Annotated in this window: 20 protein-coding genes; 9 read left to right on the plus strand and 11 right to left on the minus strand. The window is 64.3% G+C overall.

What is annotated here, in order from left to right; genetic code table 11:
• The coding region (locus EOA49_RS24045; protein ID WP_127243389.1) for a WYL domain-containing protein at nt 1-389 on the plus strand (389 nt) is incomplete at its 5' end.
• A 65-nt stretch (nt 390-454) separates the two neighbouring features.
• Here the strand turns inward: EOA49_RS24045 and EOA49_RS24050 are convergent.
• The 3 genes from EOA49_RS24050 to EOA49_RS24060 form a co-directional block, all read right to left on the minus strand.
• Entirely contained in the window at nt 455-1,156 is a 702-nt protein-coding gene (locus tag EOA49_RS24050; RefSeq protein ID WP_095799823.1) for a DUF1013 domain-containing protein, read from the minus strand.
• A 255-nt stretch (nt 1,157-1,411) separates the two neighbouring features.
• Nucleotides 1,412-1,552 (minus strand): DUF1127 domain-containing protein, encoded by a 141-nt coding sequence (locus EOA49_RS24055; RefSeq protein ID WP_067002031.1) that lies wholly within the window; start codon nt 1,550-1,552, stop codon nt 1,412-1,414.
• 281 nt (nt 1,553-1,833) lie between these two features.
• Entirely contained in the window at nt 1,834-2,844 is a 1,011-nt protein-coding gene (locus tag EOA49_RS24060) for an NAD(P)H-quinone oxidoreductase (protein ID WP_127241454.1), read from the minus strand.
• Nucleotides 2,845-2,953: 109 nt separating this feature from the next.
• Here EOA49_RS24060 and EOA49_RS24065 point away from each other — a divergent pair, with 109 nt between their 5' ends.
• From EOA49_RS24065 to EOA49_RS24075, 3 genes are all read left to right on the plus strand, one after another.
• The gene (locus tag EOA49_RS24065; protein ID WP_067002029.1) at nt 2,954-3,148 is read left to right on the plus strand and encodes a DUF1192 domain-containing protein; all 195 of its coding nucleotides are present in this window, start codon (nt 2,954-2,956) and stop codon (nt 3,146-3,148) included.
• Nucleotides 3,149-3,250: 102 nt separating this feature from the next.
• Nucleotides 3,251-4,498 (plus strand): MFS transporter, encoded by a 1,248-nt coding sequence (locus EOA49_RS24070; RefSeq protein WP_127243390.1) that lies wholly within the window; start codon nt 3,251-3,253, stop codon nt 4,496-4,498.
• Between the two features lie 31 nt (nt 4,499-4,529).
• The gene (locus tag EOA49_RS24075; RefSeq protein WP_127241456.1) at nt 4,530-4,805 is read left to right on the plus strand and encodes a metalloregulator ArsR/SmtB family transcription factor; all 276 of its coding nucleotides are present in this window, start codon (nt 4,530-4,532) and stop codon (nt 4,803-4,805) included.
• Nucleotides 4,806-4,829: 24 nt separating this feature from the next.
• Here EOA49_RS24075 and EOA49_RS24080 read toward each other — a convergent pair whose 3' ends face one another.
• The 4 genes from EOA49_RS24080 to EOA49_RS24095 form a co-directional block, all read right to left on the minus strand.
• Nucleotides 4,830-5,294: an SRPBCC family protein gene (locus EOA49_RS24080; protein ID WP_067319328.1), complete on the minus strand. Its 465-nt coding sequence runs from the start codon at nt 5,292-5,294 to the stop codon at nt 4,830-4,832.
• Between the two features lie 11 nt (nt 5,295-5,305).
• Complete coding sequence (locus tag EOA49_RS24085) at nt 5,306-5,641, minus strand: metalloregulator ArsR/SmtB family transcription factor (protein ID WP_067319330.1); 336 nt, start codon at nt 5,639-5,641, stop codon at nt 5,306-5,308.
• Between the two features lie 6 nt (nt 5,642-5,647).
• Entirely contained in the window at nt 5,648-6,304 is a 657-nt protein-coding gene (locus tag EOA49_RS24090; RefSeq protein ID WP_127241457.1) for a glutathione S-transferase family protein, read from the minus strand.
• Between the two features lie 91 nt (nt 6,305-6,395).
• On the minus strand, nt 6,396-7,220 hold the full coding sequence (locus tag EOA49_RS24095) for an alpha/beta hydrolase (protein ID WP_127241458.1): 825 nt from the start codon (nt 7,218-7,220) through the stop codon (nt 6,396-6,398).
• A gap of 97 nt (nt 7,221-7,317) precedes the next feature.
• On the opposite strand from EOA49_RS24095, the gene EOA49_RS24100 reads away from it, so the two are divergent.
• Nucleotides 7,318-7,839 carry a helix-turn-helix domain-containing protein gene (locus EOA49_RS24100; RefSeq protein ID WP_127241459.1) on the plus strand — a complete coding sequence of 174 codons (522 nt, stop codon included), beginning with the start codon at nt 7,318-7,320 and terminating at the stop codon, nt 7,837-7,839.
• Between the two features lie 34 nt (nt 7,840-7,873).
• Here EOA49_RS24100 and EOA49_RS24105 read toward each other — a convergent pair whose 3' ends face one another.
• The 3 genes from EOA49_RS24105 to EOA49_RS24115 all read right to left on the minus strand — a co-directional run bounded on the left by EOA49_RS24105 (nt 7,874) and on the right by EOA49_RS24115 (nt 9,578).
• Entirely contained in the window at nt 7,874-8,275 is a 402-nt protein-coding gene (locus EOA49_RS24105; protein WP_067319335.1) for a hypothetical protein, read from the minus strand.
• 259 nt (nt 8,276-8,534) lie between these two features.
• Nucleotides 8,535-8,717: a 50S ribosomal protein L32 gene (gene rpmF, locus EOA49_RS24110; RefSeq protein ID WP_127241460.1), complete on the minus strand. Its 183-nt coding sequence runs from the start codon at nt 8,715-8,717 to the stop codon at nt 8,535-8,537.
• 153 nt (nt 8,718-8,870) lie between these two features.
• Nucleotides 8,871-9,578, minus strand: a complete 708-nt coding sequence (locus EOA49_RS24115) for a transglycosylase domain-containing protein (RefSeq protein ID WP_067319686.1) — start codon at nt 9,576-9,578, stop codon at nt 8,871-8,873.
• Between the two features lie 128 nt (nt 9,579-9,706).
• Between EOA49_RS24115 and EOA49_RS24120 the strand changes: the two genes are divergently transcribed.
• Nucleotides 9,707-10,624 (plus strand): polyprenyl synthetase family protein, encoded by a 918-nt coding sequence (locus EOA49_RS24120; protein ID WP_067319337.1) that lies wholly within the window; start codon nt 9,707-9,709, stop codon nt 10,622-10,624.
• Nucleotides 10,625-10,661: 37 nt separating this feature from the next.
• On the opposite strand, the gene EOA49_RS24125 is transcribed toward EOA49_RS24120, so the two are convergent.
• Nucleotides 10,662-11,585 (minus strand): SMP-30/gluconolactonase/LRE family protein, encoded by a 924-nt coding sequence (locus tag EOA49_RS24125; protein ID WP_127242179.1) that lies wholly within the window; start codon nt 11,583-11,585, stop codon nt 10,662-10,664.
• 133 nt (nt 11,586-11,718) lie between these two features.
• On the opposite strand from EOA49_RS24125, the gene EOA49_RS24130 reads away from it, so the two are divergent.
• From EOA49_RS24130 to EOA49_RS24140, 3 genes are all read left to right on the plus strand, one after another.
• Nucleotides 11,719-13,212, plus strand: coding sequence for a sugar ABC transporter ATP-binding protein (locus EOA49_RS24130; RefSeq protein ID WP_127243391.1), 1,494 nt, complete (start codon nt 11,719-11,721; stop codon nt 13,210-13,212).
• A 9-nt stretch (nt 13,213-13,221) separates the two neighbouring features.
• Nucleotides 13,222-14,304 (plus strand): ABC transporter permease, encoded by a 1,083-nt coding sequence (locus tag EOA49_RS24135; RefSeq protein WP_095799814.1) that lies wholly within the window; start codon nt 13,222-13,224, stop codon nt 14,302-14,304.
• A 13-nt stretch (nt 14,305-14,317) separates the two neighbouring features.
• The coding region (locus tag EOA49_RS24140; protein ID WP_127243392.1) for a substrate-binding domain-containing protein at nt 14,318-15,181 on the plus strand (864 nt) is incomplete at its 3' end.

Consider the following 15,181-nt stretch of genomic DNA (forward strand, 5'->3'; position numbering starts at 1 on the left):
ACACGGAAAAGGATCGCATCGCGCGCACCGAGATCCACACGCCGATGTGGGTGGTGAGCGATGCCGCGCGCGAGGCGATCGACCTCATCGAGCGCGCCATCGAGAAGCGCCAGGTGCTCACCATCGACTACTCGGACGAAGCCGGGCGCGGCACGGCGCGCGACATCCGGCCCCTGGGCCTCTGGTTCTGGGGCAAGGTATGGACCCTGGTCGCCTGGTGCGAGATGCGCGACGATTTTCGCGCCTTCCGCATCGACCGCATCGCCTCGGTGGTGATTGCCGGGCGTATCTACAAGCCGGAGCGCGGCAAGCAGCTCGCCGACTTCTACCGCGCCGTGGAACGCAGCGAGGATTACGGCATGGCGCCCGATCGAGCGGCGCGGACCTGACCTCCCCAGGCACGGCCGACAAAAAAGCCCGCGCGAAGCGGGCTTTTTTGTCGGGCTGGGAGACCTTACTCCTCTTCCCCGTCTTCTTTCTTGTCCTTCGACTTCAGCGCCGAAAGCTTGGCGAACACGGCATTGGCGTCGAGCTCCTGATCCTCGTCCTTCGGCTTCTCCGGAGCCGGCGTCAGCCTTTCGGTCAGCGCCGCCGGCAGCAGCGTGTCGCCGGCAGCCGGCTGTGCCTGCTCGCGGCCGCGCGAGGCGCGGTTGACTTCCATGTCGAGGTCGATCTGCGAGGTCAGGCCCAGCGTCACCGGGTCCATCGGCTGCAGATTGGCCGAGTTCCAATGCCGGCGCTCCCGAATCTGCTCGATCGTCGACTTGGTCGTGCCGACCAGCCGCGCGATCTGCGCATCCTTGAGTTCGGGATGGTTGCGTACCAGCCAGAGAATGGCGTTCGGCCGGTCCTGGCGTTTCGACAGCGGCGTGTAGCGCGGGCCTTTGCGCTTCGATTCCGGCACCCGCACCTTGGGGTCCGAGAGTTTCAGCCGATGGTTCGGATCCTTCTCGCCGCGCGCGATCTCGTCGCGGGTGAGCTGGCCGGTCATGATCGGGTCCATGCCCTTGATGCCCTGCGCCGACTCGCCGTCCGCGATCGCCTTGACCTCCAGCGGATGCAGCCCGCAGAACTGCGCGATCTGCTCGAAGGAGAGCGCGGTGTTGTCGACCAGCCAGACGGCGGTGGCCTTGGGCATCAGCAGCGTATTGGCCATGTCAAAAATCCTTCTCGTTCGCCCGCGTTCCCGCGCGGGCGGTGGTTTTAGAGCCACCAAAATGGGAAATTCGCGGCCTGTATAAACGCTCCGTCACGATTTCGCAATGTTTTTGGGAGGGGAGCAGCTGGGACCCAAAAAGACAAAACCCGCCGGACGGAGTCCAGCGGGTTCGGAACCGGAGACGAGCAAGCGTCTGAGACGGCTCTGGCTTCGAGACTACGGCCCAGCCTTGCGGCCGGGTCGTGCTTCAAATCAAAGAGCCTGGCGAGCGATACGCTCGATGTCGCCGCGGTTGATGCCGAGGTCGTTCAGCTGGCGGGCGTTCAGCTTGTTCAGCTCACGCACCGTCTCATTGTAGAGGCGCCAGTTGCGGAAAGCGCGGATCGGGTTCATTTCAGTCCTCCATTCACGGGATCAGTTGTTCGATGCCGCGTAAATAGGCACCCTTGCCTACGAATTGAACGGACTCTTTTGCATGGCGGCAATGCATTTTGTGCATTGCAGCATTAGGCCTTTGTTCAGTCTCTCGTCAGGGATCCGAACGCCCAGGATGCGTCGAGGATTCAGGTTAGGCCAAGCCCAAAACGGTTGGTCCGCAAACCGGAGCGGAACGTGAGCAGCGGAAGCGCAGGACACAATTGTTTGCAGGCCGGCCTCACCTATCGGGCGACATCCTAGCCGACGTCGAGGACGATCTTGCCGATATGCTCGCCCTCCTCCATCCGCTCATGCGCCCGCCAGGCCTCCGTCAGTGGGAAGATCATGTCCATGACCGGAGCGACCTTGCGGGTGCCGAGCAGCGGCCAGACCTGAGCCTCGAGCGCCGCCGCGATGGCTGCCTTGAATTCGACAGTGCGCGGCCGAAGCGTCGAGCCGGTATGGACAAGGCGCTTGACCATGAGCTTTGCGAAGTCGGTGCTGGCGACCGCACCGGCCTGTACGGCGATCTGGACGATGCGTCCTTCGACCGCCGCGGCGTCGTAGTTGCGCGCCACATAGTCGCCGCCCACCATGTCGAGGATGACGTCGGCGCCCCGGCCGCCGGTTGCGTCCTTGACCTCGGCAACGAAGTCCTGCTGGCGATAATTGATCGCCCGGTCGGCGCCGAGCCCAAGACAGGCGTCGCACTTCTCCTTGCTGCCGGCCGTGGTGACGACATAGGCACCGAATGCCGAGGCGAGCTGTATGGCCGTCGTGCCGATGCCGGACGAGCCGCCATGGACAAGCAGCGTCTCGCCTTTCTTCAGCCCGCCGCGCTCGAACACGTTGTGCCAGACGGTGAAGTAGTTCTCCGGCACGGCCGCGGCCTCGGAATAGGTAAAGCCCGCAGGGATCGGCAGCACGCTGCCGGCATGGACCTTGACATATTCGGCATAGCCGCCGCCCGGCGTCAGCGCGCAGACCCGGTCGCCGGTGCGCCAGCGCGATATCGCGTCGCCGAGCGCCGCGATCTCACCGGCCGCCTCGAGCCCGGGCAGGTCCGAGGCGCCGGGCGGCGGCGGATAGGCGCCTTTGCGCTGCTGCACGTCAGGCCTGTTGACGCCGGCCGCGTGCACGCGGATGAGGACCTCGCCGGGGCCGGGCGTGGGCACGTCGCGCGTCTCCGGCTTCAGCACCTTGGGACCGCCAGGCTGCGAGATTGCGATCGCCGTCATCTTTGCCGGAATATGCTGTCCGCTTGCCATGAATTGTCCCGTTTCCTCATGCCGCTGGCCGGCTGTTTGCATCGGCATCCCTGCCCTATGTATGCTCATTACCAAATCAGGCAAATGGTGAAATCAGGGAGAAGCGACGATGGCGATCTTCGACGACGAACCCAGGAAGAAGCCCCGCCCACACGAGATCGGACAGGATCTGTCGCTGCTGTCTGTCGATGATTTGTCCGAGCGCATTGACCTGCTGCGCGAAGAGATCGCGAGGCTGGAAGCTGAGCGGGCCGCCAGGGGCGCCACCAAATCCGCCGCCGAGGCACTCTTTCGCCGCGGATAATCCTGGCTGCATGGCCAGCCGCCCCGGAAAAGCCTGAAAGCGACTGCCAGAGCTGCACTCTCAAACAGACCTGCGCTTCGAAATTACCAGCCGGATCAGCCTATGTTCGCAACCTACCGACCGATCCTCTCGCTGCTGCGCGGCACCGCGTTCCTGCTGGCGGCCTCCGGCCTGCATGGCCTGCTTTTGCCGCTGCGCGGCCAGCTTGAGGGGTTCTCGACCGCCTCGCTCGGCCTGATGGGCACGGCATGGGCCGGCGGCTTCGTCACTGGCTGTTTCTTCGCGCCGCGGCTGGTGCGCCGTGCCGGTCATGTCAGGGCGTTCGGCGCCTTCGCCGCCTCCGGCGCAATCATTGCGCTCCTCACCGGCCTCATCATCGACGAGTATTTCTGGATCCTGCTGCGCGCCTTCACCGGCTTCACCATGGCCGGCGCCTTCATGGTCATCGAAAGCTGGCTGAATGAGAAGGCCACCAACGAGAATCGCGGCACCGTCTTCGGCCTCTATATGATGGTCACCTATGCTTCGATCATGGGCGGCCAGATGATCGTCGCCGGCGGCGATGTGAAATCGGCCTCGCTGTTCATGATCACCGGCATCCTGTTCTGCCTGTCGCTCCTTCCGACTGCGGTGTCGACCCAGTCGCATCCGAAGCCGCTGCAGGATGTCAAGCTCGACGTCAAAGGCCTCTACGCCAATTCGCCCGTGTCGGCGGTTGCCTGCCTTCTGATCGGCATAGCCAATGGCGCCTGGGGCACGCTCGGCGCCGTCTATGGCGCCCGCATCGGCATCTCTACCGCCGAGATCGCGCTGATGATGAGTCTGGTGGTCATCGCCGGCGCGGCCATGCAGCTTCCCGCGGGCCGGCTATCCGACACCACGGACCGCCGTTTCGTGCTGGCGGGCGCAGCCTTCGGCGCGGCACTGTTTGCCGTGCTGGTCTTTCTGGTCGAGCCGCGTTCCGGCGTTTTCGTCATCTTGCTGACGGCCGCCTACGGCGCCTTCGCCTACACGCTCTATTCGATCGCCGTCGCGCATGCCAACGACCACGCGCGGGCGGAGGATTTCGTCAAGATTTCCGGCGGCCTGCTGTTGCTCTATGGCTTCGGCACCATGATCGGACCGCTGCTGGCCGCCGCTTTGATGGGCTGGCTGCGCCCCGAAGCGCTCTTCCTTGCGACCGCGCTCGCGCATCTCTGCCTTGCCGGTTACACGCTGCTCCGCATCCGCGCCCGCGCGCCGGTTCCGATCGAGAACCGCGATGCCTTCAAGACGCAGCCGGCCGACCGCGCCGTCACGCCGGAAGCCTTGCGGCTCGACCCGCGCACAAAGGTTGAAACCGATGGTTGAGATTTGGGGAACTTTGCCCCACAAATGAGGCATGATGTTTTCCGACGCTTTCGTGGCGATAGCCGATCCCAACCGGCGCTATCTCTTGGAAGAGCTCCGGCGCGGTCCCAAGACGGTGAATGAGTTGGCCGCCGGTTTGCCGGTTTCGCGCCCGGCCGTTTCCCAGCATCTGAAAGTCCTGCTCGACGCCGGTCTGGTCAAAGCCAGGGCCGAGGGCACCAAACGCGTCTACGCCGTCAGCACCGCCGGCTTCCTCAGGCTGAATGTCTGGCTGGATCAGTTCTGGGAACTCTCCCCTGGAGAGTGACCGCTGGCCACCAGCCAGAGGCCCTCAGTTCGCTCCCTGCAGCGCCGCGCCAAGCGCGTCGAGCAGTTCGCCGGTGCCATGCTCGCGCGTGGCCGGCGAGTCGATGCCGTCGAAGAAGGCCCCTTGCTCCGTCAGGATCAGTCGCGTTCCCCTGCCTTCCGCGATGAGCTCGATCGTCGCCAGCGAAACCGAAACTCGGGTTTCGCCGAACAGCAGCTCATAGCTGTAGACGATGCGTTTGTTCGGCACGATGTCCTGGTAGACGGCGTTGAAGAAATGCGTCTGCCCGTCGCTCGGGCAGCCGGCATTCACCTCCTTGCCGCCGATGCGAAAGTCCATTTCATGCCGGCTCGGCATCGGGTTGTCGGGATCGAAGAACCAGCGCTTCTTGGCCGCCGGATCGCTGAGCGCGAAATAGACCTTTTCGGGCGGCGCCGGATAGAGGCGTTCGATGACGAAGGTGGAATGGACGACGGATCGTTCGGTCATGACGGGCCCCTTCAGGTTTGGTCGGTGATGTCCGTGAGAAAATCGCCGAGCCGGTCGAGCCGGCGTTCCCAGGCCAGTCGCCGCTCGTTGATCCAATGCTCGGCTGCCCGCAATGCGTTTGGCTCGATCCGGCAGGTTCGCACCCGGCCAAGCTTCTCGGTGCTCACCAACCCGCTCGTCTCAAGAACGGCGAGATGCTGGACGACGGCCGACAGCGACATCGCCAGCGGCTCGGCGAGCTGACTGACCGATGCCGGTCCGCGCGACAGACGTTCCACCATATGGCGCCGGGCGGGATCGGCAAGCGCCTGGAACATCAGATCGAGCTGGGCGGGATCATGCAGCATCGAGGCTTAGCCATTGTTGTAGGGGAAGAACTTGAAATAGGGCTGCGCCTCCTCGATCACGCGGGCGAAGCTCGGCCGTTCGAGCAGACGGTCGTGATAGCGTTTCACGGCGGGAAATTTGTCGCCGAACGGCTCGACCTTGTTGGCGTAAAACAGCTCCGGCGAGGCGGCGCAGTCGGCCAAAGTGAAGTGGTCGCCGACCGCCCACGTTTTTGACTGCATCTCCCGTTCGATGATGGCGTAGGAATTGCGCAGCTGCTCGCGCGCCTGCTCGACTCCGAACGGATCGGTCTTGTCCTTTGGCCGCAGCCGGTCGCCGACGATCTTCTGCATCGGCTCCTGCACGTAGAAGTTGTAGAAGCGGTCTGCCTGGCGCACCTTGATGGCGAGGTCGACGTCGGCGGGAATGAGCTCGACCGGCCCGGGATAATAGGCGGTGAGATATTCGATTACGATGGTCGATTCCAGCACCGTGCGGCCCCGCGCGTCATCGCGCAGGGCCGGCATCTTGCCCGTCGGCGAAACCTTCAGGAAAGCCGCGCGTGACTGCGCATCGCCGAGATCGACGATCTGAGGCGCAAACCGCGTGTTGTTTTCGTAGAACGCGATCAGCGGCTTCCAGCAGAAGGACGCGAGCGGATGGAAATACAGCGTCAGGGACATTTTTTCTCCTGTCGGCGGAGATCGAGGCAATACTGAAGTGATCACTTAACTATTTTCGCAGACCGCTGGTGTCAATCCTAATCCCGCCGGGCTAGCCAAATGCGGCGATGGCTTCGAGGATTTGCGGCCAATCGTTGCGGTGCAGTTCGTGGCCGCCGCCTTCGATCCGCACCAGCCTGCCGCCGGCAACCGCGCCGGCGAGCGCCTCGCCGTGCTCGATCGGGAAGAGCGGATCGGTAGTGCCGTGGATGACGAGCAGCGGCACGGTCAAATCCCTTACTCGCCGCTCCGGGCCGCTGCTCTTCAGCAGGAAGTGGTTGGTGGCGCTGGCGAGACCGCCGGACCGATCGTAGTCCTCCTCGATCATCGCACGTGTCCGTTCGCTGTCGCACGAATGCAGGGTGCTGGCGATTGCGCGAGCGTCCCTGACCATGAAGTCGATCACTTGTTGCCGGTTCGACCAATCGACATCCGCACCTTCGGCGGAATGCTCTCGGTAGGCCTCGCTCGTCCCCGGCAAACCGGACGTATCGACACCGAGCGGTGAGCTGGAGATCACGGTGAGCGCGCTGACCCGTTCGGGATATTTCAGCGCTACGATCTGCGCGATCATCCCGCCCATCGACATGCCGACGACCTGCGCCTTGGCGATATTGTGATCGTCGAGCACACGGACGGCATCATCGACCATGTCCTCGAACCTGTAGGGCGGCGCGCCCGGCGTATACTTGGTCGAGAGACCAGTGTCGCGATTGTCGTAGCGGATGACGAAACCGCCGCGCTCGGCAAGCGCCCGGCAAAAGGCTTCCGGCCACCAGAGCATCGAGGCCATGGCGCCCATGATCAGAAGGATCGCCGGGTCGGCCGGGTCGCCGAAGCTTTCCGAATGGATCTCAGGGCGAGGCAAGACGGTCATCCTTCCCTCCTCTATCTCTCAATCTGCTTGCATATTGCAATCAGTTGCACGATAAGCAGGCTGATATCATAGTGCAACCGGTTTTTTGGAGACTGGCATGAACACCGAGCACCGCTCCGGCTGCCCGATCAATCTGTCGCTGGAAGTTTTCGGCGACCGCTGGAGCCTGATCATCCTGCGCGACATTATCTTCGGCGGCAGGCGTCATTTTCGGGAATTGCTCAACGGCTCGATCGAAGGCATTGCCTCCAACATCCTGGCCGATCGCCTGAAGCGGCTGATGGAGCTCGGCCTCCTGACCAAGGCGGACGATCCCAGCCACAAGCAGAAGGCGATCTACAGCCTGACCGAGATGGCAATCACCCTTGTGCCGATCATGGCGCATCTCGGCGCCTGGGGCCGCGTCTGGCTGCCGGTCAGCGAGGAGCTGTCGATCCGAGCCGAACTGCTCGAAAAAGGCGGCCCGCCGTTGTGGGATCGGTTCATGGACGAATTGCGCCACGAACATCTTGGAGCGCCGGTGAAGACGCCGCCCGGCACGCCGACCGTGCGCCGGCAGCTGCAGGCCGCCTATGAGGCGGTTGTCGCCCGTAAGCCTCAGGCCGCCGCCGCGGGTTGACGGCGTTTTGGACCCCGGGTCGCCGGGTGCAATCCTAGTTTAAGTTGATATCCCGGCTTGCCGACCGCATCGACACGGAGAAGCCGGCCAGCACATCGAACAGCGCGATGATCATCAACGTGAAGAACACGGAATGCGCGGCGCCCTTCACCAGCAGGAACTCGACCAGGAAGGCGATGAAGACCAGCGTCGACAACAGATGATCCAGGATCGACGCATTGGTGGTGCGCACCGATTTCGATATCTCGACGAAGAGGAAGATCAGCCCGATTAGCACCATCAGGTCGCCGAGCGTCATCGAGAAGACGCCGCCCGACATCATCCGGAACGAGAACATTTCGATCGTCCACGGATCGTCGCCGCCGCCGAACAGGCCGAGCAGTCCGAGGTTGTAGAGGACGAAGGGCACGATCAGCAGCGGGATGGCACCGAACATCTGGGCGTCTCCAATGAGGCACCCTTTTGTAAAAGGCGCGGCGGGCACGCCGTCAAGGCTTTTCGGCGATGGCGCCGAACACGCTCTAAATCCTAATGAAATAACGATGTCAGCCGTTTTTCCGCTGCCTTTTCGGCGGCTCGTGCCCAGCCAACGCGAGGACCTTCATCCGTCGCCAGAATCAAAAAGACCGGCCAGCGGCCGGTCCTCTGAAAACGTCACAACCATGGAAGCTTCTCAGCTTTCCCGTGCAAGCTTCTCAGCTTTCCTTCGGCTCCAGCACCTGGCGGCCGCGATACATGCCGGTCTTCAGGTCGATGTGGTGCGGCCGGCGCATTTCGCCGGAACTCTTGTCCTCGACATAGGTCGGGGCCTTGAGGGCGTCGGCCGAGCGGCGCATGCCGCGCTTCGACGGAGAAGTTTTTCTTTTTGGAACGGCCATGGATATGCTCCACTACATGGTCAAAATGCCCCGGCAACCCTCGCGAAAGGGCCGCATCGAGGCCATAATCTGAGAAAGTCGGGTGCCTATACACGCCTTGCGCCGTTTTGGCCAGCACTGGCACGAATTTTTTTGAGCCGGCGCCGCTTCATCTTATTCGAGGCAACCGACATAGGCGCCCGAACGCCCGGCGCGCCGCTCGATCAGATTGGCGAGACGCCTCAAACCCGGGCCTGGCCTGGCCGGATTGCGCGCGATCGGGTTGGGCAGGCTGACGGCAAGCAACGCTGCCTGCCGGCGCGACAATTGCCTGGCCGAGACGCCGAAATGATGCTGCGCGGCCGCCTCGATGCCGTATATGCCTGGCCCCCATTCCGCGATGTTAAGATAGATCTCCATGATGCGGCGCTTCGACATCACCGCATCGAAATAGACGGCCAGAGGCAGCTCGACGACCTTGCGCACGCTGCCGAGCGGCCGCGACCACAAAAACAGGTTCTTCACCGTCTGCATGGTGATGGTGGAGGCGCCGCGCGTTGCCTCGCCGGCAAGCGCATCGTCGACCACGCCGCGCAATTCGCCGAGGTCGACGCCCCGATGGAAGCAGAACTGCCCGTCTTCCGACATGATCACCGAATGCATGAGCACCGGCGCCACATCGTCGATCGAAACCCAGCGCCGGTCGTAGCCGGAGAAGGTGACAAGATCCTTCAGCATCAGCGTCGAAACCGGATGCACGAAGGGCGGCAGATAGAGAAAGGTGAGCGCGACCGGCATCGCGGCCAGCACGATCGCCGCGACCAGGCAGCGCCGGCCAAGGCGCTTGAGACCGGCGCGGTTCAGGCGCCGCGGCCGTGCCATGTCCAGCCCTTCGCTTTCATGTTCGACGATCGGTTCCGTCAAGTCGCCCCACCCGTGCCACCCGCTACTTCGGCATAATGGCGCGAGGCTGCTTGCGCAACGTCTGAGTGTCGGCTACCGGTCCGGCCATGTTGAAAGACGACCAGGTGGCCTTCGAATCCGCGCTTTTTACGCGCGCCGCAGCAGTCGAGGTCCTGCTGCGGCAGGTCTTCGATGCGCCTCTGCTCTCCGGCGAGATCGCCCGGCCGGAACGCCTGATGGCGGCGATGCGCCATGGCGTGCTCAACGGCGGCAAGCGGCTCCGCCCTTTTCTGGTGATGGAAAGCGCGGCGCTGTTTTCGGCAAATGACGAGGCGGCGCTGCGCGTCGCCGCCGCGCTCGAATGCGTGCATTGCTATTCGCTGATCCATGACGATCTTCCTGCCATGGACGACGACGATCTGCGCCGCGGCCAGCCTACGGTGCACAAAGCTTTCGATGAGGCAACCGCGATCCTTGCCGGCGACGCGCTGTTGACTTTGGCCTTCGACATCATCGCCGACGAGGCGACGGCGTTGCCGGCCGAGCGGCGGGCGGCGCTGGTGCTGGCGCTCGCCCGCGCCGCCGGAACCGGCGGCATGGTCGGCGGCCAGACGCTCGACCTCGAGGCCGAGCGCAAGCGGCCGGACGAGGCCGGCATCATCCGTCTGCAGGCGATGAAGACAGGCGCGCTGATCCGTTTTGCCTGCGAAGCAGGCGCCATCATCGCCGGCGCATCCGCCGTCGACCGTGAAAGGCTGGCGGAGTTCGGCTCGGCGATCGGTCTTGCCTTCCAGCTAGCCGACGACCTGCTCGATCTCACCGCCGACGCAAAGCAGATGGGCAAGGCGACCAAGAAGGACGCCGCCGCCGGCAAGGCGACACTTGCTGCGCTGCACGGAGCCGATTGGGCGCGCGAGCAGCTCCACGGCCTGATCGACCAGGCGCATGCGCTGCTGGAGCCCTATGGCGAGCAGGCGGATTTGCTGAAGGCGGCGGCAACGTTTGTCGCCACGCGGAGCAGCTGAGACCGCAGCCGACGTCGCGGAGCTCAGGTCGCGGTTTTCACCCCCGCCCCGCGGCGTTCGCCACCACGAAAGCCGCGTAAAGCGACTGCCGCGCCGTGATGAACAAGCGATTGCGCTTGGGACCGCCGAAAGTCAGGTTGGCCACCGTCTCCGGGATGCGGATCTTGCCGATCAGCGTGCCGTCTGGATCGAAGCAGTGGACGCCGTCGCCGGCCCCTGCCCAGACGCGGCCGGTCGTGTCCACCCTGAACCCGTCGAACAGACCGGCCGTGCAGGTGGTGAAAACGCCGAGTTCGCGCAGATTGTTGCCCTCGACAGCGAACTTGCGGATGTGCCTTGGCCCGTCCTTCTGATGCGTGACGCCTGTGTCGCCGACATAGAGGATCGTCTCGTCCGGGGAGAAGGCGAGGCCGTTGGGTTTTGCCATAGTCGAGACAACTCGCGTTACCTCACCGGTTGCAGGATCGGCACGATAGACATGACATCCCTCGATCTCTTGCTCGGCGCGGTCGCCCTCGTAGTCGGTGGCGATGCCGTAGGGCGGGTCGGAAAACCATACCGTGCCATCCGAGCGCACCACCACATCGTTGGGCGAGTTCAAGCGCCTGCCTTCGAAGCGGTCGGCGATCACCGATATCGAGCCGTCATGCTCGGTGCGGTCGACGCGCCGCGCGCGATGCTCGCAGGTGACAAGCCGCCCTTGGAAATCGACGGTGTTGCCGTTGGCGTTGTTTGACGGCGAGCGGAAGACCGAGACCGTGCCGCTGGTGTCGTCGTAGCGCATGATGCGGTCATTCGGGATGTCGGAGAAAAGAAGATACCGGCCGGCGGCGAACCACGCCGGGCCCTCGAGCCAGCGCCCGCCGGTCCACAGCCGCTCGACCGCAACGTGACCGACGAAACACCGCTCGAACCGCTCGTTGAGAACTTCGAACCCAGCGCCTTCAATGTCTCCGAACATGGTGCTTCTCCGCGAAAACCGCCTCATCGATAGCCGGCGCGTTGATCCATTTTCAAGACTTGACCTGCATAAATGTTAGCGATAACATCGGTCGCAATTCAGTCATTTGCTTGGCTTGGGAGGAGGCCAAAAAATGCGGCCCAAGCTCATCGAATTCATCGACATCTCCAAGCGCTTTGGCGGCACCCTGGCGCTGAAGTCGGTCTCGCTCGACATCCATGAGGGCGAGATCGTCGCGCTGCTCGGCGAGAACGGCGCCGGCAAATCCACGCTCATCAAGACGCTCGCCGGCATCCACAAGCGCGACCAGGGCACGATCCGCTTTCGCGGCGAGGATTATCACCATCGCCCGCCCCGCCCCAATCAGCCGCAGAAGGTCGCCTTCATCCATCAGGACCTCGGCTTGATCGAATGGATGACCGTGGCCGAGAATGTCGGCATGGCGCAGGGTTTTTCGCGCCGCATCAGCCTGATCGACTGGCAAGACACCGAGCGCCGCGCCGAGCGCGCGCTGGCGCTGGTCGGCTGTGCCTTCGATCCGGCGACGCGAGTGCAGGACCTCTCCCGCACCGAAAAGTCTCTGGTGGCGATTGCCCGGGCTTTGGCCACCGAGGCCGACGTCTTGGTCCTCGACGAGCCGACGGCGAGCCTGCCGGCGGACGAGGTCGAGCGCCTGTTCGAGGCGCTCCGGCCGCTGCGCGCGCGCGGCGTCGGCATGATCTATGTCTCGCACCGGCTGGACGAGGTGTTCCGCATCGCCGACCGCGTCGCCGTCATGCGCGACGGCCGCATGGTCGCGGTCAAGCCGGTGGCCGAGACCACGCCGCAGGAACTGGTCGATCTCATCGTCGGCCGGCCGGCGCACCAGATGTTTGCCAAGTCGCATTGGCAGGACGGGCCGGAACGGCTCAGGGTGGAAAACCTCACCTGCGGCAGTGTCGGTCCGGTTCGCTTCGAGGCACGGTCCGGCGAGTTGCTTGGCCTGGTCGGCCTGCGCGGCGCCGGGCAGGAAGCTGTCGGCCGTGCGCTGTTTGGGACTGAAGCTTTCGACGGCTTGGTCTGGCTCGACGGCAAGCGCCTCGACCTGTCCTCGGTCGGCGCCGCTCTTGCCGCCGGCGTCGGACTGATTGCGCGTGACCGCACCGAGGAATCCGTGGCGCTGTCGCTCTCGGTGCGCGAGAACATGTATCTCAACCCCTCGGCCGTCGGCCGCGGGCTCTTCTCCTTTATGAAGCCGGCCCGGGAAAGCGAGCTGACGCGGGAGCTCGGCGCACGGCTAGGGCTGCGGCCCAATGACCCGCACCTGCCGATCGAGGCGCTCTCTGGCGGCAACCAGCAGAAGGTGGTCGTCGGCCGCTGGCTGGCGACGGGCCGTAAGCTTCTGATCGCCGAGGATCCGACTGCGGGCGTCGATGTCGGCGCCAAGGCCGAGATCTATCGGCTGATCGCCGCCGCGGTCGAAGCCGGGCTGGCAGTGATCGTCGTCTCCACCGATTTCGAGGAAGTCGCCCACATCTGTCACCGCGCGCTCGTCTTCTCGCACAATCGCATCGTGCGCGAGCTCGCCGGCGATGCCTTGACGACGGCGGCGCTCATCAGCGCCGCTTCCGTGTCCGAAGCCGCCTGAGGAGGATCCATGAACTCGATCAAATCGACGGCGCTGGAGCCGACCCGTTCGGAGCTCGCCGGACTGAGCTACGGCCAGAAGGCGGCGCGCTATCTGCCGGTCTACGGCCTGCCGATCCTGACGCTGCTCCTGATCCTGCTCTTCTCGCTGCTCCTGCCGCGGACGTTCCCGACGCTGCTCAATTTGCGCTCGATCGTTTCCGACAAGGCGATCATCGCGCTCTTGTCGCTGGCGGCGATGATTCCGATGGCTTCGGGCCGCATCGACCTCACCGTCGGCTACGGCATCGTGCTCTGGCACATCCTTGCCATCAGCCTGCAAACCGCATTCGGCGTGCCCTGGCCGCTCGCGGTGCTCATCGTCATCCTGCTCGGCGTGCTCACCGGCTTCATCAACGGCCTGCTGGTCGAGGTGGCGCGCATCGATTCCTTCATCGCCACACTCGGCACCGGCACGGTGCTCTACGCTTTGGCAATGTGGTACACGGGCGGCCGCCAGGTCGTCGGCGTGCTTCCCGACGGTTTCCTTTCCCTCAACGGCACCATGCTGTTCGGCCTGCCGATCACCGGCTACTACGTGGTCGTGCTGGCGCTGGTGATGTGGCTGGTGCTCGAATATATGCCGCTTGGCCGCTACCTCTACGCCATCGGCGCCAATCCGAAGGCGGCCGCGCTCAACGGCATTCCGGTGCAGAAATTCGTCATGGGGGCCTTCGTCGCCTCCGGCGCGCTCACCGCCTTGGGCGGCGTGCTGCTGGCCTCGAAGCTCAGGATCGGCCAGGCCAGTGTTGGCCTCGAATACCTGCTGCCGGCCCTGGTCGGCGCATTCCTCGGATCGACCACCATCAAGCCGGGCCGCGTCAACGTCTGGGGCACGATCGTCGGCGTCGTCATCCTCGCCGTAGGCATTTCCGGCATCCAGCAGTTCGGCGGGTCGTTCTGGGTAGAGCCGTTGTTCAACGGCGTCACCCTGCTCGTCGCGATCGGCATTGCCGGCTACGCGCAGCGGCGCCGCGGCGCGGTGGTGCCGGCATCCGCGCCCACCAGCCGACCAGCCACCAGCCAATCAACAAATACAACCGACAATGCTTAATGGGAGAAACGATATGCAGCGCAGAACAGTCCTACAGCTCGGAATTGCCTGCCTGGCGCTTGGCATCGCCTCGCCGGCGCTGGCCGACCCGATGGCCGACGCCAAAGCGGTGGTCGATAAATATGCCAGCAAGGTCGAGAAGTGGGACGGACCGACCACGGGACCGAAAGGGGCAGCCGGCAAGACCATCGTCGTGCTCGGCGCCGACATGAAGAACGGCGGCATCCTCGGCGTCACCAAGGGTGTCGAGGAAGCCGCTGCCGCCCTGGGGTGGACGGTCAAGACGCTTGACGGCGCCGGCTCCATCGGCGGCCGCACCGCTGCCTTCGGCCAGGCGCTGGCGCTCAATCCCGATGGCATCATCATCAACGGCTTCGACGCCGTCGAGCAGAAGCCGGCGATGGAGCAGGCCAAGGCGGCCAAGATCCCGATGGTGGCCTGGCACGCCGCGCCGACCGTCGGCCCGATCGACGATCTCGGCATCGTCGCCAACGTCTCGACCGATCCAATGCAAGTTTCGAAGGCGGCGGCCGACTGGGCCTTTGTCGACGCCAAGGGCAAGCCCGGCGTCATCATCTTCACCGATTCCACCTACCAGATCGCTATCGCCAAGGCGGACCGGATGAAGAAGGAGATCGAGGATCTCGGCGGGAAGGTGCTCGAATATGTCGACACGCCGATCGCCGAGACCTCGCAGCGCATGCCGCAGCTCACCACCTCGCTGCTGCAGAAATACGGCGATCAATGGACCCATTCGCTGGCGATCAACGACCTCTATTTCGACTTTATGGGGCCGTCGCTCGCGGCGGCCGGCAAGTCCGGCACCGATGCGCCGATCAACGTCGCGGCGGGCGACGGTTCGGAATCGGCCTACCAG

Origin of the sequence: Mesorhizobium sp. M1A.F.Ca.IN.020.04.1.1 (genome assembly GCF_003997315.1) — a bacterium.
Classification (GTDB): Bacteria; Pseudomonadota; Alphaproteobacteria; order Rhizobiales; family Rhizobiaceae; genus Mesorhizobium.